The organism is Agriterribacter sp. (genome assembly GCF_035445465.1).
Lineage (GTDB): Bacteria > Bacteroidota > Bacteroidia > Chitinophagales > Chitinophagaceae > Agriterribacter.
Map to the genome: position 1 here is coordinate 1 of NZ_DAOMQT010000045.1, position 25,731 is coordinate 25,731.

Here is a 25,731-nt window from a genome sequence, read left to right on the forward strand (position 1 = left end):
CACACCCCTATTCAATACTAAAAGCTATTTGAGAATAAAATACCTAATCCTATTTTCAAATTCCCACATTTTCAAATTCCCATATTAATTCCTCACCGGCTTTCCTCCCTTTAACACACTTTGTATACGTTCCAGTGTTTTCTTTTCACCGCAGAGGCTCAGGAATGCTTCTCTTTCGAGGTCAAGTAAATATTGCTCACTCACCAGGGAGGGCTCGCTTAAATCGCCTCCGCACATTACATAGGCTAATTTTTTAGCTACTACCACATCATGATCCGTGGCATAATTGGCCCGCCACATGCCGTTAATACCGGCGTATAAAGCCCCGAGCGCCGAACGCCCGGCAACCCTCACATCGGTTCGCTGAACAGGCGTTACATAGCCGTTGTCAAATATTTCAATAACACTCTTTTTAGCAGCGGCAATCCGCCTGTCCTGGTTAATGATCACCTCATCATGCCCTTTTCTTAAAATGCCCAGGTCGAACGCTTCAAAGGCACTGGTAGAAACCTTAGCTGTAGCTATTGTTAAAAACCGATTCTTTAAAGTAATGGTGTCGGGCTCGTCTTCATGCATCTCATCGGCCGCACGCAGCACAAATTCTTTGGTGCCGCCGCCTCCGGGAATCAAACCCACACCCAGTTCTACTAATCCTATATAACTTTCGGCTGCAGGTAATACTTTGTCGCTATGTAAGCTCAGCTCACAGGCGCCGCCTAAGGTTAAGGCATGTGGCGCTACCACTACCGGCACGCTCGAATACCTGGCACGCATCATGGTATTCTGGAAAGCACGCACGGCCATATCCAACTCATCATATTCCTGCTCTACGGCAAACATAAAGATCATGCCCACATTGGCGCCTGCCGAAAAATTCTGGCTATCATTAGCAATAACAACCCCTTTATATTTTTCTTCGGCCAACGCAATTGCCTTTTGAATACCTTCCAGCACTTCCCCGCCTATTGTTCCCATTTTAGTATTCCATTCCAGCCCCAGCACATCATCACCCAAATGGTAAACATTAGCCGCGCTATTCTTCCAAACCGTTTGCCCGGAAAAATTTTTCATTACCAGGAAAGCGCTTTCTGTTCCGGCTGCAACAGTTGAAACATAACTGTCGCTGGCAGGTGAATAACATAGGGTAACGCCTTTTTCAACCTTATAAAAAGTACTGTTGCCTTTTGCAAGCATATCATCAACCCATGGGGCAATAGCATAACCCGATTCTTTCATTGCCTTAAGCGTTTTTTCAACACCCAGCGCGTCCCAGGTTTCAAAAGCGCCAATTTCCCAGCCAAAGCCTGCCTTCATAGCGCCATCTATGCGATATACCTCATCGGAAATTTCCGGTATGCGATGAGAGATATAAGAAAACAAACCGTAGTGAAATTGCCTGTAAAATTCTCCTGCCTTATCCTGCCCCGCTAACAGGGCTTTTATCCGTAGCTTAAGATCATCTATGCCTTTAGCGGTTTCTATGGTTGCGAATTTGGGCTTTTTGCGTGGCTCATATTCAAGTGTTGAAAGGTTGAGCACCCGGATTTCCGAGCTGCCATCCTTTGATTTTATCTTTTTAAAAAATCCCTGCCCTGTTTTATCGCCCAGCCATTTATTTTCTACCAGCTTCGCCACCCATGAAGGAATAAGGAAAGTATCCCTTGCCTCATCGTCAGCACAATTATCATATACCCCCTGCGCCACTTTAACCAGTGTATCAATGCCCACCACATCGGCAGTACGGAAGGTTGCCGATTTAGGACGGCCGAAAACCGGGCCCGTAAGCGCTTCTACTTCATCAATGCTTAAACCCGTTTTTTCCACGAGCTTAAAAATAAGCGCCATGCTGTACACGCCAACCCGGTTGGCTATAAAAGCAGGGGTATCTTTACACAATACGGTAGTTTTGCCCAGGTACAGATCACCGTATTCCATTAAAAAATCCACTACTGCCTCATCGGTATAGGGACTTGGAATAATTTCCAGCAAACGCAGATAGCGCGGAGGATTAAAAAAATGCGTACCGCAGAAATGTTTTTTAAAATCTTCGCTCCTGCCTTCAGTCATAAGGTGTATGGGAATACCCGAAGTATTAGAAGTGATCAGCGTTCCGGGTTTACGGAACTTTTCAACCTCGGCAAGAACGCGTTGCTTAATGTCTAACCGTTCTACTACCACCTCTATCACCCAGTCGCAACCGGCAATATCTTTCATATTATCTGTAAAGTTGCCGGTTGTAATCTTCTTCACAGCATCCTTTGTATATACAGGCGACGGGTTTGATTTTAAAGCCGCAGCAAGCGCATCATTCACTATTCTGTTCTTCACCGCCGGATGATCCGGCGTTAACCCCTTCGCTTTTTCTACCGGAGTTAATTCATCAGGCGCAATATCTAATAGCAAAACCGGAACACCTGTTCCTGCAAAATGGCACGCAATACGGGAACCCATTACGCCCGAGCCTAACACTGCTACTTTTTTGATGATACGTTTCATCCGTTAACTTTTAATTGAGATTTTAAATTAGTTAGCTAAACAACTAATTAATACCGAAGGTAATATAAAATTGATTGAGAAAGTACAGCATCGCAGATTTAAAACTAATGCTAATTTCGGGTATGTCAAGACAGGATGCGATACAGATATTTCTAGCAGGCGTGGAAGCGGTAAAGCCCAACCATTTTATTCCACAGCATATTCAATTGCAGAACGACAGGATAACAATTGCGGATCAAAGCTTCCTGTTGACTGACATGGATAACCTGTACATTGCAGCGGTGGGGAAAGCCGCATCGGCTATGGCCTTAGAAACAGAGAAAATTTTAGGTAGCCATATCACAGCGGGCGTTGTGGTTACCAAGTACCATCATGCCCTTTCACTAACCCATTGCCGCACTATTGAAGCCGGGCACCCGGTGCCCGATAACAACAGTTTGCTGGGAGGAAAGGCGATAGCAGCGTTGTTTAAAAAAGCTACAGCAAAAGATACTATTATTTTATTGATCAGCGGAGGCGCTTCCGCCCTGCTCGCCGATGCTCCGCCCGGATGCAGCCTGGCAGATATTCAGCAAACGGTGCAATTGCTGTTAGACTGTGGCGCAGCTATTGATGAAATCAATACAGTACGAAAGCACCTTTCGCTTATAAAAGGCGGGCAACTGATGTCATACACACAGGCCAGGGTAATAGCGCTTCTGCTAAGCGATGTTCCGGGTGATGACCTTTCTGTAATTGCCAGCGGACTAACCGTACCGGATGCAACAACATTTAAGAATGCCTGGCGGGTAATAGAAAAATACGCGCTTTCCGGGAAGCTTCCTGTTTCCGCCAGGAACCGGCTGCTTGGGGGAATTAAAGGAACAATTCCGGATACACCCAAATCCGGGAGCCCCGTTTTTTCCAAAGTACACAATGCGCTGGTAGCTACTAACAAAACAGCACTTGAAGCGGCTGTAATAAAAGCGCAGGTACTGGGTTATGCAACAACCGTTCTTTCGCCTATGCTTACCGGTGATGCCGAAGTACAGGCCGAAACTTTTATCCAAAGGCTTAAAAATGAAAAGAACAGTTCACCCGTTTGTGTTTTATGGGGCGGTGAAACAACCGTTACCATAAAAGGAACAGGCAAAGGCGGACGTAACCAGCAATTTGCTTTGGCTGCCCTATGCGCATTGAAGAACAGGGAATGGCTGAAAAACAACAGGGTTGTAATTTTATCGGGAGGTACGGATGGAACAGACGGACCCACTACAGCGGCGGGTGCGGTAATTGATGCGGATACCTTTGTGAAAGCAGATGAGCTTTCCATAAACCCGGAAGCGTATCTTCATAACAATGACGCCTACCATTTTTTCGAAAAAACGGGGGGGCTGATTATAACGGGACCCACACAAACCAATGTAATGGATATCGTAGCAGGGTTAATCCATTAAAGCGCATAGGTAAAATCATTTATCTTAATCCACTAAACCGTTCGTTTATATCGTTTTTACAATATGGCAACAGCACACCAGGAAATATTAGCAGGCTGGGGTAATTATCCAACAGCAAATTCCTATGTAACCACTCCGGCAAATGCACAGGAGTTAAACGCAATAATAACAGCCGGGCCGGTTATTGCAAGAGGTTTGGGAAGAAGCTACGGCGACCAGGCTATACATACCGGCAAAAAAGTGTGTGTATGCACCCGCATGCATCATTTTATTTCCTGGGATGAAAAGGAAGGCATATTGGAATGCGAGGCCGGCGCGAGCCTTGATGAGATCATTACCACATTTGCTCCAGGGGGATGGATGCCGATGATTTGTCCCGGAACCAAATTTGTAACCATTGGAGGCGCTATTGCCAACGACATACACGGCAAGGCGCATCATGCAGACGGTTCTTTTATCAATTGCGTTATCTCCTTTACTATTTTACTGGCTAACGGAAGCATCGTAACCGCTTCGCGGGAAGAACACCCTGATTTGTTTATTGCCAATTTCGGGGGGCTTGGCTTACTTGGTGTTATACTAACGACCAAGATCAGGCTAAGGAAAGTTGAAACTACTTATTTCAGGCAGCAGTCTGTTAAAGTTGATAACCTTGATGCCATGCTAAACGCGCTTGAACAATACAAACACTGCAATTATTCTGTTGCCTGGATTGATCCGCTGGCTACCGGCAGCCAACTTGGCCGGGGCGTTTTAACCGTAGGTGATGCTGCCGCACTGGAAGCACTACCTGAATCATTAAGAAAGGAGCCATTAAAAATTCATAACGCCTCTAAGCTCAGCGTTCCGTTTTTTCTGCCGGATTTTACATTAAATAATATAACGGTACGGTTGCTCAATAAAGTAATAGGCTTTGTGCAAAATTCTCCAAAAACATTCGTGCATTATGAGAAATTTTTCTTCCCCTTAGATATGATCAATAACTGGAACAGGGGTTATGGCAAAAGAGGGTTTATTCAATACCAGTTTGTAATTCCCGAAGACAATGGCATAACCCATCTCAGGCACATTATGGAAATGATAGCGTTCAGCGGGTGTACCCCTTTCCTGAATGTATTTAAGAAAATGGGGGAAGGCCAGGGCATTTTATCTTTCCCGTTTAAGGGTTATACACTGGCTATTGATTTTCCGGTTACCAAAGGGCTGAAAGCATTTACCAAACAATTGGATGAAGCGGTATTGCAGGCCGGCGGAAGAATATACTTAGGCAAAGACGCCATGCTTGATAAAACAACCTTCCGGCTCATGTATCCGCAGTACGAAAGCTGGTTGGCCATCAAGGCAAAGTATGATCCTTCCAATGTGTTTACTTCCGATCTTTCGGCAAGACTTGGATTGGAAGTATAAACCGTATTGTTACATGATGCTTTATTCTCCCCAATATACAATGCAGGAACAGCGTACTTTATCAGGCTATTAATAAAACGAAGGAGATGTTATTTGAATTTACCATCATGAAATGGCGCATGCCTATTATTTTCAAAACTTTGAAACCGGTGAAAATGCTGATCAAAACTTTATTGCACATTTTCCCGGCTTCAACAACATCGGCAATGCAGTATTTCAACGGGAAAAAGCGCCGGTTAATTATAAAGATACCTGTGCGGAACAGGATAAACCGTTTTTTCAGAAGTGGTTAATAACATCATCCCAATAATACCAAGAATAAAAAGAAGCGAAACTTCAAGGTAGGCTTGTGTTATCGTGCTGTTAATAATGGCTTTGGAATCATTCTGGAGCCGCATACCTTCATTAGTCTGCGTTTCGTTGAGCTGCTTCAGCGACTGAAGCGCCTTGCCGAAACTGGTGCGCAGGCGCTCCTTATCTGCATGCGCAAAGGAGGAAACAGCCACGGCTTCCGCTTCATTGTAGTGCTGCAGGTGCAGCCTGAAGCTTTTCCATTGCTGCTGTTCTTCTTTTGTAAGATAAGTGACTTCATAAGCCTTTATTATACCGTCCATTTCAAGGTTGTGCTGATTTAATTGTGCTGATACGTTATCTGCCGGCATGGTTTGCAGTAATATCTTTTTCTGGTAAAGCAAATCGCTCATACTAAAAATATAACTGGCAGGCATAAGTCTGTCTTTGTAAATGGAGGATATATTATCGGTAAGGTCATCATATTGCTGCCGGCTTACAAAATTATTGACCAGCGCCAGCACCAGGATCGTTAAAAGCACCATAACAATTTTGCGCTTTTCCTTTACTATTCCCTGCCATTTCATATAAAGAAAGATTTAAGTTGTGGCAATACAAATACCGTTATGAACCAGTTAATTTACGCATAAACCGGATGCAGTTGTTCGTTGGTGAAAAGAAATTTGAGGAATGATGATCGTTTACAGCCTTTATACTTTCTCCTGCAGGGAAATAAACCTTTCCGCCTGTTTACAGGCATTTTTAAAACGTTTTTCAAGCTTTGGGGTATCCCATTGAAACCCGGTATTACAAGACCTGTTGGAAAAGTAGGCAGTGATCTGCTCTTCATAATCCTTAAAGGCTGAACAGGATTGTGTGTAACCGGTTTTTAAAAGCAGCGCTGGAGCCATTTCAGGCTTTTGTATAAAACTCATCGTTAAGGGCATTTAGGGTACGTAAACTTACTAAACAAAACCGTGATTTTCCCTATTTATACAAGCTTTTTCTCTGCGTGGAACTATTATATCATAACACTTTTATTATCAGAACATTTTAACAGCGTAAGCAGCCGGATTTAACCTGTATAAAAAAACCGTTCTCCGGAAAGAACGGTTAAGCATATAGTTTGAAATGAAAACGCAGTTAACGGCACTCATTACTACACCGGATACGATGGGTAATAAGCGGTTTTAATATTCATCTTCATTAAAAAAGAAATCTTCCTGCGACGGGTAATCGGGCCATATATCATCAATACCCTCATATATCTCTCCTTCATCTTCCAGTTCCTGCAGGTTTTCAATTACTTCTATGGGAGCGCCGCTACGGATGGTATAATCAATCAGTTCGTCTTTGGTAGCGGGCCACGGAGCGTCTTCGAGATAGGATGCCAATTCAAGTGTCCAGAACATTTATTGTTTTTTTAAGCGATGATCAGATTTTTTTACTTTTCCAGGCCCGGCGTTTTACCTTCTAAAATGAAGAGCGGACGGCCAATTTTTCCGCAAAAGTAAAGTTTAGCGGGTAATTTCCAAATTCACTTATCTGAAAGCGCAAAATTGAACGATTATAAGGGGTATTTATTGCCGGTACTTTTGTTAAGTGTTGCGGTAATGATTAATTTTCAGTTTTTAAATAATCCAATTGTTAATGCTATCTGTAAAAAATGTTACCAAATCTTACGGCAGCCTCCAGGTGCTTAAAGGAGTAAGTCTTGATATACAGCCGGGTGAAATTGTAAGCATTGCAGGTTCTTCCGGCGCCGGCAAAAGCACCTTATTACACATCATTGGCACCTTAGATAAGGCCGACAGTGGTGAGATTACCTTACAGGATCAGCGGGTAGATCTGCTTAGTGGCAAAAAGCTGGCGGGCTTCCGTAACCGGCATATGGGGTTTGTGTTCCAGTTTCACCACCTGCTGCCTGAGTTCAGCGCTTTGGAGAATGTATGCATACCAGGCTGGTTATGGGGCAAAAAGAAAAAAGAAACGGAAGCCAGGGCCAAAGAACTCTTAGAAACGCTGGGATTAAAAGACCGGATAGAAAACAAACCCTCCGCTCTTTCAGGAGGCGAACAACAGCGGGTTGCCGTTGCCCGCGCACTTATCAACAACCCCGATATTGTGTTTGCGGATGAGCCCACGGGAAACCTCGATTCTAAGAATGCCAGGGAATTGCACCGCCTTTTTGTTCAGTTACGCGATACCCGCAAGCAAACATTTTTGATTGTAACGCATAATGAAGAGCTGGCAAAAATGAGTGACAGGGTGCTGCATATGAAGGATGGGAAAATGGTATGATGAACCTCAAACCTGTACCCTGAAGCCTGTACCCCCCTACCCCCGCGGCTTCCACGGTATATCTTCTATTTTAAGCAAATGCCCGGCATACCTGGCTAAAACGAATAAGTAATCGCTCAGGCGGTTGAGATATATGAGTATAAGCGGGCCTATCGTTTCACCTTCAGCTTCCAAACGCACACAGCACCGCTCTGCCCTGCGGCAAACACAGCGGGCAATATGCAAAAAAGATATGGTACTATGCCCTCCGGGTAAAATAAAATGCTTAAGAGCTGGCATGGCTTCATTCATCCTGTCTATTTCCTGCTCCATGAAGCTTATGTCGGATTCATGAATATCAGGAATATGCATTTTTGTTTCTTTGGCCGGATCGCAGGCCAGCGCCGCCCCTATAGAAAATAACTGCCATTGTATATGCTGCAATACCTTACAGCTCTGCTCATCTGTAAGTACATCTTTACACAAACCAATATGGGAATTTAATTCATCTACCGTACCGTAGGCCTCGATACGCGTATGCGACTTGAGCACTTTTGTGCCTCCAATAAGAGAGGTTGTGCCTTTATCGCCTGTTTTAGTATATATTTTAAAAGACATGCGGGTTAGTTCATATAAAAGCGTAATTAAAAGGGCTGTTTAAAAAGTACTATTTTGCCACGAAGTCACTAAGACACGAAGAAAATAAAACGGGAAGATCAGGCTAGTGTGGTTGCCTCGGACGTTCTTTTATCGGTTTCAATAACGCCATCTCTCAGGCGAACAATCCGTTTGGCATAATGCGCGATATCCTCTTCATGGGTTACCAGCACAATGGTATTACCCGCCTGCTGTATCCTGCCAAAAATATTCATGATCTCGTATGATGTTTTGGAATCCAGGTTGCCCGTGGGCTCATCTGCCAGCACTAAAGAAGGGTTATTGACCAATGCACGCGCAATAGCTACCCGCTGGCACTGACCGCCGCTCAGCTCATTGGGCCGGTGATGGCTCCTGTCTGCCAGGTCAACCTGCTCCAGCACTGACATAGCCATTTCCATACGCTGTTTTTTAGACACTCCTGAATAGATAAGCGGAAGCGCCACGTTTTCCACCGCAGAAAGCCTCGGCAGCAAATTAAACTGCTGAAACACAAAACCGATCTCTTTATTACGGATCTCCGCCAGGTCATTATCCAGCATCTTGCTTACCTGGTGCCCGTTAAGATAGTAATCTCCGCCTGTTGGCGTATCAAGGCATCCCAGGATATTCATGAGCGTACTTTTTCCCGAACCGGAGGGACCCATTAAAGCCACGTATTCGTTTCTTTGAATATTGAGCGAAATATTCTTCAAAACCTGCAGTTCCTGCCTGCCCATGAAGTAGCTTTTCCTGATATTATCCAAGTGTATGATAGCGTCCATAATCACTACGAAGATTGTTTAAAACAAATATAAGTGAAACTGCGGGATGATATGAATTTATGGATAAAAGATAAATGCCAAATACCTGTTAACAAAAACACCGTAAAGGTAAACAGGGCTTGCTAAATTGCTTTTTTATGATCGCCTGAACAGTGATGCGCTGGTGATCCGGGTTATCTGTCATCCCTGTTGCGTCTTTTTCTTTTTTTGGAAGGCTCATAAATCTTTTTTGCCTTAACAACCATATCAAAAAACTCTGTATGCAATGGATTGCTCATATCCATAGATACCTTGGTGAGGTTGATTACATTATCCCATGTGGCTTTTTTAAGATAAGGAGAGCTATGAAGAAATCCTCCAAACATGCATACGCTGGTAGCAAAGCTAAAATAATGATCCAACTGTGCTAACGGTATATAATTATTAACGCAATCATATACCTGTTTTGAAATGTCTTTTTTTCCCGGCAAGCTGTAATTAATCGTTACAGTAGCCAGTTGCTGTTCTGCAGCCGGAGATTGCGTTTTACCCTGATTATTTCCGGGGGTTACCTCAAATACCGCTATCATAGAGTGCCCCGATCCAATTTCTCCTCCTTCCAATGTGCTGGTCGTATCTTCTAAAGCTGTTCTTTTGTTATCAAAGCCTATCAGCCGGTAAGCGCTGATGGCTTCTTCATTAAAGTGTATATTGAGCGATACATTGTCTGCCACGGCGTATAATGTTTGGGTAAGCTCTTTAACCAATACCTTCTCTCCCTCTTTTTCATCATCTAAGTAAGCAAAGTTGCCGTTCCCTTTTTTAGCCAGGGCCTCAATTTTAGAATCCTTGTAATTGCCCATTCCCACGCCCAGGCAGGTAAGATAAATGCCTCCCTGCTTCATTTTAAGGATCAGGCTTTCCAGTTCCTGCTCTCCTGATACACCCACATTAAAATCACCGTCTGTTGCCAGTATTACCCGGTTATTACCATCCTTAATAAATGTATTATGTGCCAGCCGGTAAGCCTGCCGTATACCCGCCTCCCCGGGTGTAAACCCTCCCGCGGCAAGATCTTCAATGGCCTGCAATATCTTTTCTTTTTTATCACCGCTGGTAGGTGGCAGCATTACGCCGGTAACGCCGCCGTATACCACAATTGATACTGTATCAACCGGGCGAAGATTCTCCACTAATTTTCTAAACGCCGACTTCAGCAGGGGCAGCCGGTTAGGCATATCCATTGAACCCGACACATCTATCAGGAATACCAGGTTGCTGGGAGGAATGGTGTTGAGATCAAGCTTTTTAGAAGCCATCTGCACAAACAACAGTTGATTTTCGCTATTCCACGGGCAGGAACTCAATTGGGAGCGAACCGTAAAGATGCTGTCGCCACCGGGTTCCGTATAGTTAAAGTTGAAATAGTTCAGCATTTCCTCAATCCGTACAGCATCTTCAGGTACCTGGCTGTTCATATTTATAAACCGCCTGATATTGCTGTAGGAAGCACGGTTTACATTGGGCGTGATACCGGTAACAGGATTGCCGTCTGTTTGTATAAAACCGTTCTCTACCAGGGCGCTGTATGTTTCATCGGCCACAGACAGCTTGCGGTCAGACAAAGCCTTCAGGCTGGTGGTTAGCGATAGCAGGTAGTGTTTTTGCAAGCTTGCCGTGTAAGGCAGCATCTTCATTGTTATTTGCTGGTATTCGGATGTATTTACCCTTAACGAAAGCGGTTCATAACCATCAAGAGAAAGGCTGATACTGTCTGATTTCACAGCACTGGGAATGCCAAAAGCGCCTCCAAGGCCGCTGGAATGCAGGTAGCCCGTAGAATGAAGGACGATCTTCACATTTTGAAGCGGCTTATCTTTCCCATCCCTTATTTCCCCGCGTAAATAATACTGGGCAGCCACCGTTGTATAAAAACAGAGCCATCCTATGATTAAAGCAACCTGTTTTATATGGCATTGCATGTTATTACAGTAGTTTTAGTATAACTAACGATATTGGATACATGATATTATGACACAGGTTATTATGCTTCCTCCACCAACTGGTATATTTCTTTTAAATTCCGGCCTAATCCATCATAATCAAGCCCGTACCCTACTACAAATTTATCGGGTATAACAAATCCGCGGTAATCAATAGTTACAGGATAAATGGCGGCTTCCGGCTTATGCAGCAAAGTACATATTTTCAATGAGGCCGGCTGCTGATGTAAAAGTTGGGGTAAAAACAGGGTTATGGTTTTTCCCGTATCAATAATGTCTTCCAGTATAATCACATCTCTTCCAAATAAGTCAATATCAAGCCCTATAGACGTAATAACCCGTCCTGAAGACCTGGTTCCTTTATAGGAAGCCAGCTTGATAAAGCATATTTCCGCAGGCAGGTTCAGTGCTTTAAATAGGTCGGAAGCAAACATGAAAGACCCATTCAAAATGGGAATAAATAAAGGTGTTTTGCCAGCATAATCCTTTTCCAAATCACGCGCTATTTTTTGCACCTGAGCGGCAATCTCTTCCTGTGAAATATAAGGCTGAAACTGTTTATCATGAACATGTATTACAGACATGATCTAATTTTTATAAATAAGCAGTTCCTGGCCACTGCGAATGGCGTTATCGTTCAGCCTGTTCCAGGCACGGATCTGCTCTATTTCCACTTCATATTTCCGCGCTATGCTGAACAGGGTTTCCTTTTGCTGAACAACATGTTTTACAAACCGAAACTGAGCCGGCGCGTTAACGGCAGGTGGTGTTTGTTCTAACTTTGCTGTCTCTGTTCCTGTTATATTGTGGCTTACTTCAGCTACCGTGTGCTGCGCCGCATCCTTTTGCAAAAAAAGCCGCTGTCCTGCCGCAGGCGTTTCATTTCCCCGCAGTTGATTATAGGCTAATAAATGATCTAATCTTATGCCTTCCTCCTGGGCGATATCATACAAAGTTTCCGCTTTTCGTACAATGTGAAACGCATTTGCTCCCTGCCGTCTTTTGCGTTGTAAAAAGATCAACTGGTCTTTCCGGATAATGTCGTCCGGTTCGGTAAGCTCGTTAAATTCAAGCAGGTGCTTATACCTTACGCCATATTGCTCCGCAATAGCAAGCAAAGGCGTGCCTGCAAGCGCTACAATCACCCTTGTATCATTTATCCTGAATGCCTCTTCGGGATACCGCAAACGCAACGCTTTAACTTCAACTTCGGGCCGGATATCTTCACTATCCTGTACCATAGCAGCCGTTGAAACAACAGGAACTGCCTGGCCATCAACAGCATACACAGGCTGCTCCGCTTCCATTTTACGCTTTCCTAATGCTACAAGCGTATACAACTGGAGATCATAGGCCTCAATATATTTGATCAACTGCTGCGTATATTTCGGATTGGTAGCATACCCGGCCTTTTTCAACCCTTTCGCCCAATCTTTATAATCTGCAGGATCAAGCTGGAAAAGAAAAGCATAACGCTGGCTTCTTTTTAAGAAATCGGAATGATCCCTGTAAGAATCTTCGGCGGAAGCATAAGCCCGGAAACACTCCCCTCTTTCATCATCATCGTGATATACTTTATCTCCACTCCACCCGGTTTTACATTTAATGCCAAAATGGTTATTGGAACGCTTAACCAGGTCGCTTTCCCCGGCTTGTGTTTCTAAGATGCCCTGCGCCAGCTTAATGGAAGCAGGCACTCCCGTACGCTGCATTTCCTGAATGGCCAGGAACTTATAGGTATTGATATACCGGATGATAGCAGGGTTCTGCGCCGTCAATGTACTATAGCCAAAAATGGCGCATACCAAAAGAATATTCACTTTTTTGATCATAGATTCCTATTCTATTTTTTCATAATCAGCATTAAGCCGTCTCTAACGGTCAACAATACCTGTTCCACCCTGCTATCCTGCTTCACATGGGTATTAAACGCGTGAATGGCTTTCGCATTCTTTCCTTCAACATTTTTACCCAGCACCTGCCCGTGAAATAACACGTTATCCGCAACAATAAAGCCTCCCCTGTTCAGTTGGGGAAGCACGATCTCGTAATAATTGATGTAATTCACTTTATCCGCATCAATAAAAACCAAATCCCAGCTTTCGTTCAATGCCGGGATAATCTCTAACGCGTTTCCAACCTGCAATTTAATGCGATCCTTTACAGCGCTTTTGTTAAAAAAGTTCAGCGCCTTCCGTGCATCTTCTTCCCGTAACTCAATGGTATACAATAATCCATCGGCGGTTAACCCCTTTGCAAGACATAACGCGCTATATCCGGTAAACGTTCCTATCTCCAATATCCGCAAAGGCCTGATCATCCTGCTGATCATGGTTAGCAATTTTCCCTGCACCTGCCCGCTAAGCATATGCGCATGGGGGTGGGTTTCATAAGTGTAAGCGGCCACTTCCTGCAACAACTCATCCTGAGTGCCGGAAAATTGTTCCGCGTAAGCCTCCGCAAGCGGGTTAAGCAGTTCTACATTCATTGTTCCTGTAAAGGTAAGGCCAAGAAATGCCAAATACAATTTCTGCGCGGCCGGAACTAACCTTTCAACATGCTTATGAACGGGTTACGCGGCTCAAGATTGCCTTTCCTCCCTGTTGCTAACAGATTTATTTTAAATACTTTTGCTTCCATTTTGAAAAGCTAAAAACGGAACCTTATATGAAGCATTACGAGAAGTCTGTTTCCGCCTCAGAAGCGGTGCAATGTATACAATCAGGTAACCGGGTGTTTTTACATGGCAGTGCGGCAACGCCCATTACTTTAATAGAAGCCATGCAGAACAGGCATGCAGCGCTAACAAATGTAGAATTAGTAAGCATTACCAACCTGGGGCACGTGGATTTCAATAAACCCGAGCACCGGAAAAGCTTCTTTTTTAATTCATTGTTCGTTTCAGCTAATACACGTGCCGTGGCAAACAGCCACGACGGCGATTATGTGCCCATATTTTTGAGTGAGATCCCTCAGCTTTTCAGGAAATCCATATTACCTATTGATGTGGCGTTAGTACAGGTATCTCCTCCCGATGCACACGGTTATTGCAGCTTAGGCACTTCTGTTGACATTGCCAGGTCGGCGGTTGATACCGCTAAAACCGTGATCGCGCAGGTGAATCCCAATATGCCCCGTACCCATGGCGACGGCTTCCTGCACATCAGCAAAATAAACGCGCTGGTATGGGATGAAAGCAGCCTCCCGGAAGTGGATTATTCGCAAAAAGTGAGCAGCAGCGTTGAAAAGATCGGCAGTCATGTGGCGTCCTTAATTGAGGATGGCGCCTGTTTACAAATGGGTATTGGCGTTATTCCCGACCAGGTTTTAAAAAATCTCGGCAACCATAAAAACCTGGGTTTACATACTGAAATGTTGTCCGATGGTGTTATCCCGCTCCTCGAAAAAGGCGTTATCAATAACAGCCGGAAAAAATTAAATATCGGCCGGTCTGTTACAGGATTCATGGTGGGTACCCGTAAGCTGTATGATTTTGTGCACGACAATCCGTCTGTAAGGGTAATGGATATCGGCTACGTAAATGATACCAGCAATATCAGGAAGAACCCGGGGGCAACGGCTATTAACAGCGCTATTGAAATTGATCTCACCGGGCAGGTATGCGCCGATTCCATAGGCACTTACCAGTTTTCAGGTATCGGAGGCCAAATGGACTTCATGCGCGGCGCTTCCCTTTCTGAGAACGGGAAACCTATTATTGCTTTGCCATCCGTTACCTCAAAGGGCATATCCCGCATCGTTCCTTTTTTAAAAGAGGGTGCAGGAGTGGTTACTACACGGGGGCATGTTCATTGGGTGGTTACAGAATTTGGAATAGTGGATCTGTTTGGCAAGAATTTAAAGCAAAGGGCAAAAGCGCTTATGAGCATCGCCCATCCCGATCACCGGGAAGCGCTGGAAAAAGCGTTTCACTCGCGGTTTAAATCTTAATTTGCATTCCATTTATCTTGTGCCGGTTATACGGTGAACATCCTTATATGAGCAGTACCGTTTCAAAAAATAACAGCATAGTCGTAACCGGGGCTGCGGGCTTTATCGGGAGTTGCCTGGTATCTTACCTAAACAGTAAAGGATTGGATAACCTTATCCTGGTGGATGAATTTGAAAGGAATGACAAGCTGAATAATCTTGTACAGAAAAAATTTTCTCATAAAATTGAGAGAGATCTTTTTTTTGAATGGCTGGAAGAAACGAAACCCGGGATTGATTTTATTTTTCACTTAGGCGCCCGTACCGATACCACCGAATTTGATTATGCCGTGCACCAGCGCTTAAACCTTGAATATTCGCAGGATGTGTGGAACTATGCTGTGCTGCATCACATACCCCTCGTATATGCTTCCTCCGCGGCCACATACGGGTCTGGCGCATTGGGTTATAATGACGATCACGGCACAGTAAATACACTGGAGCCCTTAAACCCTTACGGCGTTTCCAAAAATGAATTTGATAAATGGGCGCTCCGCCAGCACAGCACGCCGCCTTTTTGGGCAGGACTCAAATTTTTTAATGTATACGGACCCAATGAATACCACAAAGGACGTATGGCCAGTGTAATATTTCACGCTTTTAACCAGGTTAAGCAAAATGGTTATGTTAACTTATTCCGGTCGCACCGTCCGGATTATAAGGACGGGGAACAGTTGCGCGACTTTGTTTATGTAAAGGATATACTGCATATTTGTTACTGGCTGATGAAGCATCAGCCCGCTTCCGCCATATACAATGCCGGTACCGGAAAAGCAAGAAGCTTTTATGACCTGGCCCTTGCCACATTTGCGGGAATGGGTATACCGCCCGATATCCGTTTTATAGATATGCCTGAAGATATACGCGATAAATACCAGTATTTTACCGAAGCGAATATGACCAAACTAAAAACGGCTGGTTATACGAATGCGTTTTACAGTCTTGAAGCGGGCATTGATGATTATGTAAAAAATTATTTAATTACAGGAAACTACTATTAGCGATGAATAAAAAAATAGCCATCATTGGCGGCGGCAACCTCGGCACTGCCATTGCGGAAGGACTGATCCAAAGCGGGTTTGTTGCAGCTGGCCATATCCTCATTACAAAAAGAAATCTTTCCACTATTCATTACCTTGAAGAAAAAGGTGTGCTGGTAAGTAATGACAATGCCGAGGCCCTTCGTTTTGCCGACCTCGTTATCATAGCCGTAAAACCTTTCCAGGCTGATGATGTGCTGGGCGCCATTAAACCGCTTTTTGATGAGAACCGGCATGTGCTGGTTTCTGTTATTACCGGAATATCCACGGCGCATATTCACGGTATCTTAAACAAAAAAATATCCACCGTGCGGGCAATGCCCAATACTGCTGTTGCCATACAGCAAAGCATGACCTGTATAAGCGCGAGAGATATTACCAGCGATCAGCTCAATTATGTAAAAGAACTGTTTGAGCAACTGGGCAAGGTTGTTGTAATTGAAGAAAAGTTGATGGAGGCGGCTACCGTACTGGCTGCCTGCGGAACGGCATATGCCATGCGTTATATCCGCGCCAATATCCAGGGTGGTATCGAGATCGGCTTCGACGCTGCTACCGCCAGCTTAATTGCCGCACAAACCGTAAAAGGCGCCGCGCAACTCCTGCTACAGAAAAATACGCATCCCGAACAGGAAATAGATAAGGTAACCACCCCCAAGGGCTGTACCATAGCCGGGCTGAATGAAATGGAACACCAGGGCTTCAGCTCCTCTCTTATTAAAGGCATTGTGGCGAGCTACGAGAAAATAGCATCAGATAATAAATAAGGTGTGAGGTATCATCAATCAGGTGTCAGGTGAGTTTACTAATGATCGGATGAATGCTTGAATGGTGAGTGTTGCAGGTTACAGGTTGCAAGGGAAGTCCGTTTCGATTTTAAGTTTAGGTTTATCACTATATTAGTTATTAGTCACGGATTTCGGATTTAGCGTTTCCGGCTTCGGATTTTATAATTTGTGGTTTATGGTTGCATAACAGACCCTGGCGATACAAAAAAAATAATTATGGGGCTATCTATTCATTATTCAGGTTTTCTTCGCGACAAAAAACTATTAGGGCCTCTGATAGAAGAAGTAAGGGAAATTTCGGAAACGCTTGATTGGACACCGCATATTATTGATGATAAAGGTTTAAAAGGAATAGCCTTTGCACCCGAAGGAAGCGAACCTATCTTTCTTACTTTCGACCACAACAACCAATTACTCTCGCCCATGAACATCCTTGTCAAAGAAATTTATGATGGCGTTCGCTTTGATAAAGAATTGATGTTTACTACGAGCGTCAAAACACAATTTGCCGGCCCGGATGCTCATGTTGCTATCATCAAACTTTTAAAGCATATTTCTGCAAAATACCTGGAAAGTTTTATCCTTAGTGATGAAGGAAACTATTGGGAAACGGGTGATGAAAAAATCTTATATGCTCAGTTTAAAAAATATGAGGAAGCACTCAATTTTGTTCAGAAATCACTACAGGATTTTACTGCTGTACCCGGCGAAACCGCCTCTTCGCTGGCGGAAAGAATTGAGAAAATTTTGAAGGGTAAATTTGGAAAGGAAGAAAAATGAAATTATGAGTCGTGCACGCGGAATGTAGCGGATATGTATAACAAGCCGGCTCTCCGGCTGATACAAACAAGTATCCATTTTGACTTTCCCGCCAGGCCGTTTCCTGCAAATGTGCGCTATGCAGGTGCTGTACTGGATGATCCCGATTGGGTAAAAGACTGGCTGAACCCCTGGCCGCAAAATGATCCCCGTCCCCTGGCTGTGGTGACACTTTTAATTTTTAATGTGGTTTCCATTTCTAATGGAAGTTCGCCTTCAACCCTTTCTTTCAACTTCCAGCCAAAACCCTGATAAATAGGAGCATCCGGAAATGCTTTAAACAATTGATTCAAATGGCCTTTCACCAATCCATTAGCCACAATTTTATCCCACTGTTCTTTCACAACAGCTTTTCCATAAATGTCCTCCGCTGCAAACTTCGACAATAGCTGCTGTCATAACTGTCCGTAACCACTTATAGATTCCACGACTCCTGAAGCACTTTGATTCGCGCCGGGGTTTTCATCACCAGCCGTTGTGGGCCAGCTATGAAACCCTGGCGCTGAACGATTCGCCGGGGGCTCACGCTTCACACAGTTGCCTGACTGTGAAGACCCCGTCGGGAAGAAAAGGCTCTCCGAACGCCAGTGCTTTAGAACTTATCCCCGCCATAGTAAGTCCGAACGGATAATAATGCGTCTCTTCCAGTATGGATATCACACTATTTGCATGTATCTAACGGTAACTTTTTCCACCCTTCTTCCGGGCTGCTTTCTAAGGTAAGGCAAGGCGGAACTTTGGTTTCATAAAGAGGATTACGCACTTTAGGATCTGAAGGCAAGAAATTTATAAAAATCAAATTACCTTTCTGTAATCCTAAGCCAGCAGCTGTAAATTTTGTAGTAAAAGATTCTCCATGATAAATATAGCTGCATGTATGCAGAGCGCCATTCTTTCCATTCCTAATATCACTAATAATTCCTAACTTATATACCCCCTTTGCTTTTAACCTTTCACGCGTAATTCTTCCCGAAAAAAACATATAGGTTATGCCTAACAAAATACTCCCGAAAAGTATGTATTTAATATACTTATTAATTGTTTTGTCCTGCATCCGAGATAGTTTTTTGTCCCTGATCTAATACTACATTCAATGCTTCAAATAGAAGTACTTGTTGCTCCTGTTCCCTGCCCGATTGCACCACCGGCTAATTTTAAATAGCTAAATACTGCGTCTAAAAGAACTGCACTATATGCTTTATTATAAGCAGGTACAAATATTGTCTGAAGCCCATTTTGCGCATAATTCGCGCCGGGGTTTTCATCACCAGCCGTTGTGGGCCAGCTATGAAACCCTGGCGCTGAACGATTCGCCGGGGTCTCACGCTTCACACAGTTGCCTGACCGTGAAGACCCCGTCGGGAAGAAATTTTAGTATTCGCCCGGGCTTGCCCACGCTTCTTATCCACCCGGCGGGAAAAAATCTCTCAGATCTTCAAATTTCAAATCAACGTCAGTTGTGGCATTCCACCGCTGCACCGGGGGCGCTTTGCAATACAGGACTGATAAAAGGTATGCCCAAATTCATTCCCCTTAAAATTAAAACCACCGCCATAAGGGCTATGCCATAAGGTACGGCTTTACGCATAGCCTGCCTTACGCTAAAGCTCAGCGATGTGCCGAAATAGCCTATTGCCATCATTGCAGGCAGCGTGCCCAACCCAAACATGGCCATAAACAATACACCCTCACCAACGGTTGAGCCGGTCAGCGCGGCGGCAATGGCAACATATACCATGCCGCATGGAAGCAGGCCGTTGGCCATGCCCAGCAGCAGGTACGAAAAACGATGCTTTTCCGATCGTAATAAAGTAATGATAACACCCTGCACTTTTTTGTAAAACGCCAGCATAAAAGCAGGCTGAATGTTTTTTTTATAGCAGTAATACTGGATCAGCAATATAAAAATGAGCATGCCCATACCAATGGAAAACCATTGCTGAAAGCCCGCGATATAAATATGCCTCCCGGCAAAGCCAAACAATAATCCTAATGAAGCATAGGTAACAATGCGCCCAAGCTGGTACAACAACAGGGCCGCAAACCGCTTCATATGAGAGCGGTGATGAACAGGCAACGCCATAGCCAGCGGGCCGCACATACCCACACAGTGCATGCTGCCGAATAACCCCAGCACAAATCCTCCTGCTATCCATTGCCACATCATTACAATCTTAGTTTTGTTTCGCTGTAATAGTGTTGGTTATTGCTGGTCCATTCAATTTTTACCGTATAGTTCCCCGCGTCAAACAGTCCGGCATCTAATTCCTGGATGGCGTCTTTATCCGGCTGCAGATCAAACTTCCGGTCCATCTTTTCATCATAAGCGCAGTAAAACCACAGGGAACCCTGTACATCGCTGTTCTTCATTTCTTCCGGCAACTGCACAATAACCCGGTTGCCCGATTTTACAATACGCACCTTGCCGCTTAAAGCGTTTGCCCGGTTGTTGCCGTCAATTACCTGCTGGTATTTTAGTTCGCTTTTATAATAGCCTTTCTCTACCAGTTGAAAATCGGTTTGCATGGCCTGGTAAACCATAAAGCCCATCAGGCATATAAAAACAACAATGGCAACAGTAAGCTTATGACCCCAGTTCATACTATTTCTTTTACGTTAATAATGTAATCCTTAACTACTGCTATGTTAATCGAAAGATGACAGACGTGAAACGATAAACCCTTCACCTCTCACATTTTACCCTTAACCTTTTACCCTTAACCTTTTACCCTTAACCTTTTACCCTTCACCTTTCACGTCTCACTTCTCACAATATAATTAGCATAACGCTACCGCGCTGCCGGTCCCATGAAATTAGTGCCCAGCGTGGTAATTTTATGATCTCCTTCGTATACGCCAATTTTCAGCTTTGTTTTTCTTGCTTCAATAATATCACGCGGCAATACAATAAAGAAGGATCCCTTGCCCTGCCCCTCTCTTTTTACCATAATATTTTTTCCTTCTGCTTCTATAATGCTGCCCGGCATGTTTTCCAGCTTTAGGGAAAGCGATACATCGTGCACCGTTTTATTGATGATCCTGATATTATACAGGTTCGATACGCTGTCTGTTCCTCTTTCCTGGTACAGCATGCCGCCTGCTCTCATTATAGTACCATCCACATCTTTACGGGACACCAATAAAGCGGTTAACAGGCCGGTTAAAACAACCAGCAAAATGGTATAGAATTTCATCCTCCCCGTAAATTGCAGCTTCTTCCTTTCCGCAATACCATTCTCCGAAGCATAGCGGATCAGTCCGCGTTCCCTGCCCGTGGCGTCCATCATTTTATTACAGGCATCAATACACGAAGTACAGCCCACGCATTCCATTTGGGTACCGTTACGGATATCTATTCCCGTTGGACAAACCTTTACACACTGGAAACAATCTATACAGTCGCCCAATACCGGCGCCGGTTCGGCGGCTTTTTGCTTTCTGAACTTCCCTCTTGGCTCACCTCTTTTATAGTCGTAGGCAACGATCATGGAATTACGGTCGAGCAATACGCCCTGGAGGCGGCCGTAAGGGCAAACCACCGTGCAGGCCTGTTCGCGGAAATAGGAGAATACGCCATAGAACACGCCGGAAAAAATAATGATGGAAGACAACCCGCCTATATGTTCGGCAGCCGGCTCCCTTATGATCTTCAGCAATTCATCCACCCCTATGATGTAAGCAAGAAAAAAATTGGAAACAATAAAAGAAAGCAGGAAGAACACGAAGTGCTTGGCTGTTTTCTTTACAATCTTGTCGCGGTTCCAGGGTCCTTTATCTAACAGCCTCTGCGCCGGCGCATCGCCTTCTATAGCAAATTCAATTTTACGAAAAAGCATTTCCATAAAAATGGTTTGCGGACAAACCCATCCGCAAAACAATCGCCCGAAGGCGGCCGTAAAAAGTATGATGAATACAATACCGGTGATCATGGTGATACCGAATATGAAAAAATCCTGCGGCCAAAACACCCGGCCAAACAAAATAAATTTAGCCTCGGGTATATTGAACAAAAATAACGGGCGCCCTTTATATTGAAAGAAGGGAAGGGCAAAAAACAAAGCAAAGAACCCCAAGCTCACCCATGTACGGATGTTGAATAATTTTCCTTTTGTTTTGTGGGCATATACCCATTTCCGCTTACCCTTTTCGTCAACAGTAGCTATCCTGTCGCGAAAAGCGTCCGTTTCATCCTGCGTTAAAGCATGTGGTATGTGTTGTTCTTTTGCCATTTTATCAACGTCCGGGCTTTACCGGGATTTCGCTTAATTCACAGCTGCAGATCCTGCCGCAGGCGCCGTCGTTGCCGATTCTTCTTTAAACAACTGGCCTTCCGCCGCTTTTGCGCCGGGAGGGTTCGTACCATGCAGCGACATTACATAGCTGGACACCTGCGCTATCTGTTTATTGGAATAGCTGGTTTGCCATTGCGGCATTGCGTTTATGCCATATTTAATGGTTTTAAAAACACTACTGATATCACCTCCGTGCAGCCAGTAATCGTCGGTAAGGTTGGGACCAACCATGCCGCCTCCATCATCTTTGTGACACGCTACACAGGCAGCGGTATATATTTTCTTTCCTTCGGCAAGGTCAGCGGGGTCAACAGAAACCGTAACCGTATTTTCATCAACCGACTCTCCTTTTTGGACGAGGTATGCTTTTACTTCTTCATCCGCTTTCTTTACGGCAATCTCAAATTCTTCCTTACTTAAAGGCGCACTGTAGGATACATGATACCGCCATAAATAAATTACCCCAAAAATGATAGTAGCGTAAAAACCGTATAGCCACCAGGGCGGAAGCCGGTTATCTAATTCGCGGATACCATCATATTCATGATCAAGCGCAATATCGGCTTCCTGCTCCACAGGCCTGAATTTATTAACCCGGCTCCACCATGCGCCCAGCGATTTGGACGTTATCAAAGCTTTTTCCGCTTCGGCGGTCTTTGCTTTATCTGCTTTGAGCAGAAACCTGATATTGTACAGCAATACCAGGATCACCAGCATTTCCACAAAAATGATCGTGATCATGGAATAAAAAACAAAGGCGGATAGCCCGCCATATGTTTTTTGATCAGCAACGGCTGCCTGCATGGCTTCGGTATTATCCTGCGCCATAACAGAGCTGGTTAATAACAAGAGCAACCCGGTAATAACTGTTACCGGCGCTGCAGCCTTTTTTTTCTCTTCTTTATCTTTTTCAAGCTTAATACCGGCTATCCCTGTGAGCAACTGCCCAAGCATAAATATCACCACCAGCAATATCAGCATCAGCGTTATTAAAGTTAACGCCAGGGTATTGCTGAGCGCGGAAGGTAGCGGCGGTCCAGCAGCAACGGCGGACAAACTTCCTGTGAACATACACAATACCAGTAATGATAACGGTTTAAGCATACGGGTTAAGCAGCGGGGATTGTTTTTACAAAGCATACCATTTATTTTATTGTTCCGGGTTGTCTAATGGAATACGGCTGATTTCCTCGATCTTACGTTTGTCGGTTTTGAATACCCATGTCAGCATCACTATAAAAAAAATAAAGAATATGCCAAACGATGTTAGTCCGAGTATATCCACACCGCCGATCTTTTCCAAGTAATTAATAAATTTCATATTGCCAGAGTTATAATTTACTGCATAGTGGTTTTACCGGCTGCTGCCTGCTGTTCCAGCTTAATATCTGTACCCACACGCTGCAGGTACGCGATCAACGCAACGATCTCTTTATTGGCCGGTGTTTCGATCTTATCTTTTTTAAGTCTCGCCGCTATGGCTTCCGCCTGCGCGGTAAGATCCTGGTTGGCGGTTTTATCGAACCCTGCGGGATAAGGCACTCCTAATTTTTGCATCACTCTTATTTTAGCAGGTGTGCTGGCGGTATCCAGCGCATCATCTAACAGCCACGGGTAGGCGGGCATCACCGATCCGGGCGACATAGACGTGGGATCGTCCATATGGTTATAATGCCAGCTATCGGGGTATTTACCTCCTATGCGTGCCAGGTCGGGGCCCGTACGCTTGCTCCCCCATTGAAACGGGTGATCGTATACAAATTCGCCCGCCTTGGAATATTCGCCATACCGTGCCACTTCATCGCGGAAGGGCCGTATCATTTGTGAGTGACAGGTATAGCAGCCTTCCCTCACATAAATGTCACGTCCCTGCAATTCGAGCGGCGTATACGGTTTTACACTCGTTATGGTAGGAATATTCGATTTCACCAGGAAAGCGGGGATCATTTCCACCACACCGCCAATGACCACTACAATCAGGCTCACCACTAATAATGTAAGCGGCCTGCGCTCAATCCACCTGTGCCAGTGCTCCTTGCCGTGCTTTATGTTTTTGGGTAGCGGTGCGGCTTCGGCAGCTTCATTAGCAATGAATTTCCCCGCAGCTATGGTTTTAGCCAGGTTATAGCACATCAGCAATGCGCCCGCCAGGTATAAGCCTCCGCCCACACTGCGGGTAATGTACATGGGTATGATGTTGGTTACGGATTCAAGGAACTGGAATTTCAGTTGTCCTTCGGGCGTAAACGTTTTCCACATTAATGTTTGTGTAAAGCCTGCCCAGTATAACGGTACTGCGTACAGTATAATACCAATGGTTCCCAGCCAGAAATGATTGGTAGCCAGTTTTTTGGAATACAGTTGCGTATCCCACATTTTGGGAACAAGGTAATACAGCATGGCAAAGGCCATAAAGCCGTTCCAGCCCAGTCCGCCGATATGCACATGCGCGATGATCCAGTCGCTGTAATGCGCAATGGCGCTGATGTTCTTTAAGCTCAGGAGCGGACCTTCCAGCGTGGCCATTCCATAACAGGTAATAGCCACTACCATAAATTTCAGCACCGGGTCTTCCCGTACCTTATCCCATGCGCCACGCAGGGTAAACAAGCCGTTAAGCATACCGCCCCAGGAAGGGAAGATGAGCATTAAAGAAAAAACGGTACCCAGCGATTGCGCCCAGTCGGGCAGCGCGGTATATAATAAATGGTGCGGGCCTGCCCATATATAAATAAAGATCAGCGCCCAAAAGTGAATGATAGAGAGCCGGTACGAATACACCGGACGATTGGCGGCCTTGGGAAGAAAATAATACATGAGGCCCAATATAGGTGTGGTAAGAAAAAATGCTACCGCGTTATGCCCGTACCACCACTGCACCAGCGCGTCCTGCACACCCGCGTACCAGCTATAGCTTTTCATGAAAGAAACCGGTATCTCAAAGGAGTTTACGATATGCAGCATGGCTACGGTAACCCAGGTAGCGATGTAAAACCAGATGGCTACATATAAATGCTTTTCCCTCCTTTGCAGAATAGTGCCAAACATGTTGATCCCGAATACTACCCATATCAACGTAATAGCAATATCTATCGGCCACTCTAATTCCGCGTACTCCTTGCCTGAAGTATACCCCATTAATAAGGTTACAGCCGCGGCAGCAATAATAAGCTGCCATCCCCAAAAATGGATCCAGCTTAGCTTATCGCTGAACATGCGGGCCTTACACAACCTTTGCAGCGAATAATATACCCCTGTAAAAATACAGTTGCCTACAAAGGCGAAAATAATGGCGTTGGTGTGCAACGGGCGTATACGGCCAAACGTGGTAGGCGCAAGGTTCAGGCTGGTGGCAGGCGCATAGATCTGGATGGCCGCCCAAAGCCCGGCCAACATGCCAACAACAGCAAAAATTACCGTGGCATATCCAAAAGCTTTCACGATCTTATTGTCATAACAGAACTTTTCTACTTGCATATCCGGAAATAT

General features: G+C 44.8%; 25 protein-coding genes. 7 read left to right on the top strand and 18 right to left on the bottom strand.

What is annotated here, in order from left to right; translation table 11 throughout:
• Positions 1 to 84: 84 nt before the first annotated feature.
• Positions 85 to 2,496 (bottom strand): 3-hydroxyacyl-CoA dehydrogenase NAD-binding domain-containing protein, encoded by a 2,412-nt coding sequence (locus PLE34_RS16935; RefSeq protein WP_324558883.1) that lies wholly within the window; start codon positions 2,494 to 2,496, stop codon positions 85 to 87.
• A gap of 122 nt (positions 2,497 to 2,618) precedes the next feature.
• Here PLE34_RS16935 and PLE34_RS16940 point away from each other — a divergent pair, with 122 nt between their 5' ends.
• The gene (locus tag PLE34_RS16940) at positions 2,619 to 3,932 is read left to right on the top strand and encodes a glycerate kinase type-2 family protein (RefSeq protein WP_324558885.1); all 1,314 of its coding nucleotides are present in this window, start codon (positions 2,619 to 2,621) and stop codon (positions 3,930 to 3,932) included.
• Between the two features lie 63 nt (positions 3,933 to 3,995).
• Positions 3,996 to 5,339, top strand: coding sequence for an FAD-binding oxidoreductase (locus PLE34_RS16945; RefSeq protein ID WP_324558887.1), 1,344 nt, complete (start codon positions 3,996 to 3,998; stop codon positions 5,337 to 5,339).
• Between the two features lie 236 nt (positions 5,340 to 5,575).
• Here PLE34_RS16945 and PLE34_RS16950 read toward each other — a convergent pair whose 3' ends face one another.
• The 3 genes from PLE34_RS16950 to PLE34_RS16960 form a co-directional block, all read right to left on the bottom strand.
• Positions 5,576 to 6,217, bottom strand: a complete 642-nt coding sequence (locus tag PLE34_RS16950; RefSeq protein WP_324558889.1) for an MCP four helix bundle domain-containing protein — start codon at positions 6,215 to 6,217, stop codon at positions 5,576 to 5,578.
• 123 nt (positions 6,218 to 6,340) lie between these two features.
• A complete protein-coding gene (locus PLE34_RS16955; protein ID WP_324558891.1) occupies positions 6,341 to 6,565 on the bottom strand; it encodes a hypothetical protein in 225 nt (74 codons plus the stop codon).
• A gap of 255 nt (positions 6,566 to 6,820) precedes the next feature.
• Positions 6,821 to 7,042, bottom strand: coding sequence for a DUF2795 domain-containing protein (locus tag PLE34_RS16960; protein ID WP_152268726.1), 222 nt, complete (start codon positions 7,040 to 7,042; stop codon positions 6,821 to 6,823).
• Positions 7,043 to 7,280: 238 nt separating this feature from the next.
• Here PLE34_RS16960 and PLE34_RS16965 point away from each other — a divergent pair, with 238 nt between their 5' ends.
• Positions 7,281 to 7,931 (top strand): ABC transporter ATP-binding protein, encoded by a 651-nt coding sequence (locus PLE34_RS16965; protein ID WP_324558894.1) that lies wholly within the window; start codon positions 7,281 to 7,283, stop codon positions 7,929 to 7,931.
• A 36-nt stretch (positions 7,932 to 7,967) separates the two neighbouring features.
• Here PLE34_RS16965 and PLE34_RS16970 read toward each other — a convergent pair whose 3' ends face one another.
• From PLE34_RS16970 to PLE34_RS16995, 6 genes are all read right to left on the bottom strand, one after another.
• Positions 7,968 to 8,528: a cob(I)yrinic acid a,c-diamide adenosyltransferase gene (locus PLE34_RS16970; protein ID WP_324558896.1), complete on the bottom strand. Its 561-nt coding sequence runs from the start codon at positions 8,526 to 8,528 to the stop codon at positions 7,968 to 7,970.
• Between the two features lie 98 nt (positions 8,529 to 8,626).
• Positions 8,627 to 9,331 (bottom strand): ABC transporter ATP-binding protein, encoded by a 705-nt coding sequence (locus tag PLE34_RS16975; RefSeq protein WP_324558897.1) that lies wholly within the window; start codon positions 9,329 to 9,331, stop codon positions 8,627 to 8,629.
• A 173-nt stretch (positions 9,332 to 9,504) separates the two neighbouring features.
• Positions 9,505 to 11,292: a vWA domain-containing protein gene (locus PLE34_RS16980; protein ID WP_324558898.1), complete on the bottom strand. Its 1,788-nt coding sequence runs from the start codon at positions 11,290 to 11,292 to the stop codon at positions 9,505 to 9,507.
• A gap of 62 nt (positions 11,293 to 11,354) precedes the next feature.
• Positions 11,355 to 11,897 carry a hypoxanthine phosphoribosyltransferase gene (gene hpt / locus PLE34_RS16985; protein ID WP_324558900.1) on the bottom strand — a complete coding sequence of 181 codons (543 nt, stop codon included), beginning with the start codon at positions 11,895 to 11,897 and terminating at the stop codon, positions 11,355 to 11,357.
• A 3-nt stretch (positions 11,898 to 11,900) separates the two neighbouring features.
• A complete protein-coding gene (locus PLE34_RS16990; RefSeq protein ID WP_324558902.1) occupies positions 11,901 to 13,145 on the bottom strand; it encodes a glucosaminidase domain-containing protein in 1,245 nt (414 codons plus the stop codon).
• Positions 13,146 to 13,156: 11 nt separating this feature from the next.
• Complete coding sequence (locus PLE34_RS16995; RefSeq protein WP_324558904.1) at positions 13,157 to 13,801, bottom strand: O-methyltransferase; 645 nt, start codon at positions 13,799 to 13,801, stop codon at positions 13,157 to 13,159.
• Positions 13,802 to 13,926: 125 nt separating this feature from the next.
• Between PLE34_RS16995 and PLE34_RS17000 the strand changes: the two genes are divergently transcribed.
• The 4 genes from PLE34_RS17000 (at position 13,927) to PLE34_RS17015 (ending at position 17,911) form a co-directional block, all read left to right on the top strand.
• Positions 13,927 to 15,264 (top strand): acetyl-CoA hydrolase/transferase family protein, encoded by a 1,338-nt coding sequence (locus tag PLE34_RS17000; RefSeq protein WP_502875884.1) that lies wholly within the window; start codon positions 13,927 to 13,929, stop codon positions 15,262 to 15,264.
• 47 nt (positions 15,265 to 15,311) lie between these two features.
• On the top strand, positions 15,312 to 16,304 hold the full coding sequence (rfaD, locus tag PLE34_RS17005; RefSeq protein WP_324558906.1) for an ADP-glyceromanno-heptose 6-epimerase: 993 nt from the start codon (positions 15,312 to 15,314) through the stop codon (positions 16,302 to 16,304).
• A 2-nt stretch (positions 16,305 to 16,306) separates the two neighbouring features.
• Entirely contained in the window at positions 16,307 to 17,110 is an 804-nt protein-coding gene (proC, locus tag PLE34_RS17010; protein WP_324558908.1) for a pyrroline-5-carboxylate reductase, read from the top strand.
• A gap of 237 nt (positions 17,111 to 17,347) precedes the next feature.
• On the top strand, positions 17,348 to 17,911 hold the full coding sequence (locus PLE34_RS17015) for a hypothetical protein (RefSeq protein ID WP_324558909.1): 564 nt from the start codon (positions 17,348 to 17,350) through the stop codon (positions 17,909 to 17,911).
• A 116-nt stretch (positions 17,912 to 18,027) separates the two neighbouring features.
• On the opposite strand, the gene PLE34_RS17020 is transcribed toward PLE34_RS17015, so the two are convergent.
• From PLE34_RS17020 to ccoN, 8 genes are all read right to left on the bottom strand, one after another.
• Positions 18,028 to 18,336, bottom strand: coding sequence for a hypothetical protein (locus PLE34_RS17020; protein WP_324558911.1), 309 nt, complete (start codon positions 18,334 to 18,336; stop codon positions 18,028 to 18,030).
• 275 nt (positions 18,337 to 18,611) lie between these two features.
• The gene (locus tag PLE34_RS17025) at positions 18,612 to 19,004 is read right to left on the bottom strand and encodes a hypothetical protein (RefSeq protein ID WP_324558913.1); all 393 of its coding nucleotides are present in this window, start codon (positions 19,002 to 19,004) and stop codon (positions 18,612 to 18,614) included.
• A 399-nt stretch (positions 19,005 to 19,403) separates the two neighbouring features.
• Complete coding sequence (locus PLE34_RS17030) at positions 19,404 to 20,117, bottom strand: sulfite exporter TauE/SafE family protein (protein WP_324558914.1); 714 nt, start codon at positions 20,115 to 20,117, stop codon at positions 19,404 to 19,406.
• Complete coding sequence (locus PLE34_RS17035) at positions 20,117 to 20,551, bottom strand: FixH family protein (protein ID WP_324558915.1); 435 nt, start codon at positions 20,549 to 20,551, stop codon at positions 20,117 to 20,119. Before PLE34_RS17035 ends, PLE34_RS17030 begins: the two co-directional genes overlap by 1 nt.
• Before the next feature lie 188 nt (positions 20,552 to 20,739).
• Positions 20,740 to 22,179: a cytochrome c oxidase accessory protein CcoG gene (gene ccoG / locus PLE34_RS17040; protein WP_324558916.1), complete on the bottom strand. Its 1,440-nt coding sequence runs from the start codon at positions 22,177 to 22,179 to the stop codon at positions 20,740 to 20,742.
• A gap of 33 nt (positions 22,180 to 22,212) precedes the next feature.
• Positions 22,213 to 23,382 (bottom strand): cbb3-type cytochrome c oxidase N-terminal domain-containing protein, encoded by a 1,170-nt coding sequence (locus PLE34_RS17045; RefSeq protein ID WP_324558918.1) that lies wholly within the window; start codon positions 23,380 to 23,382, stop codon positions 22,213 to 22,215.
• Positions 23,383 to 23,392: 10 nt separating this feature from the next.
• Positions 23,393 to 23,563, bottom strand: a complete 171-nt coding sequence (locus tag PLE34_RS17050) for a CcoQ/FixQ family Cbb3-type cytochrome c oxidase assembly chaperone (protein WP_324558920.1) — start codon at positions 23,561 to 23,563, stop codon at positions 23,393 to 23,395.
• 17 nt (positions 23,564 to 23,580) lie between these two features.
• Positions 23,581 to 25,719 (bottom strand): cytochrome-c oxidase, cbb3-type subunit I, encoded by a 2,139-nt coding sequence (ccoN, locus tag PLE34_RS17055; protein WP_324558922.1) that lies wholly within the window; start codon positions 25,717 to 25,719, stop codon positions 23,581 to 23,583.
• Positions 25,720 to 25,731 lie beyond the last annotated feature (12 nt).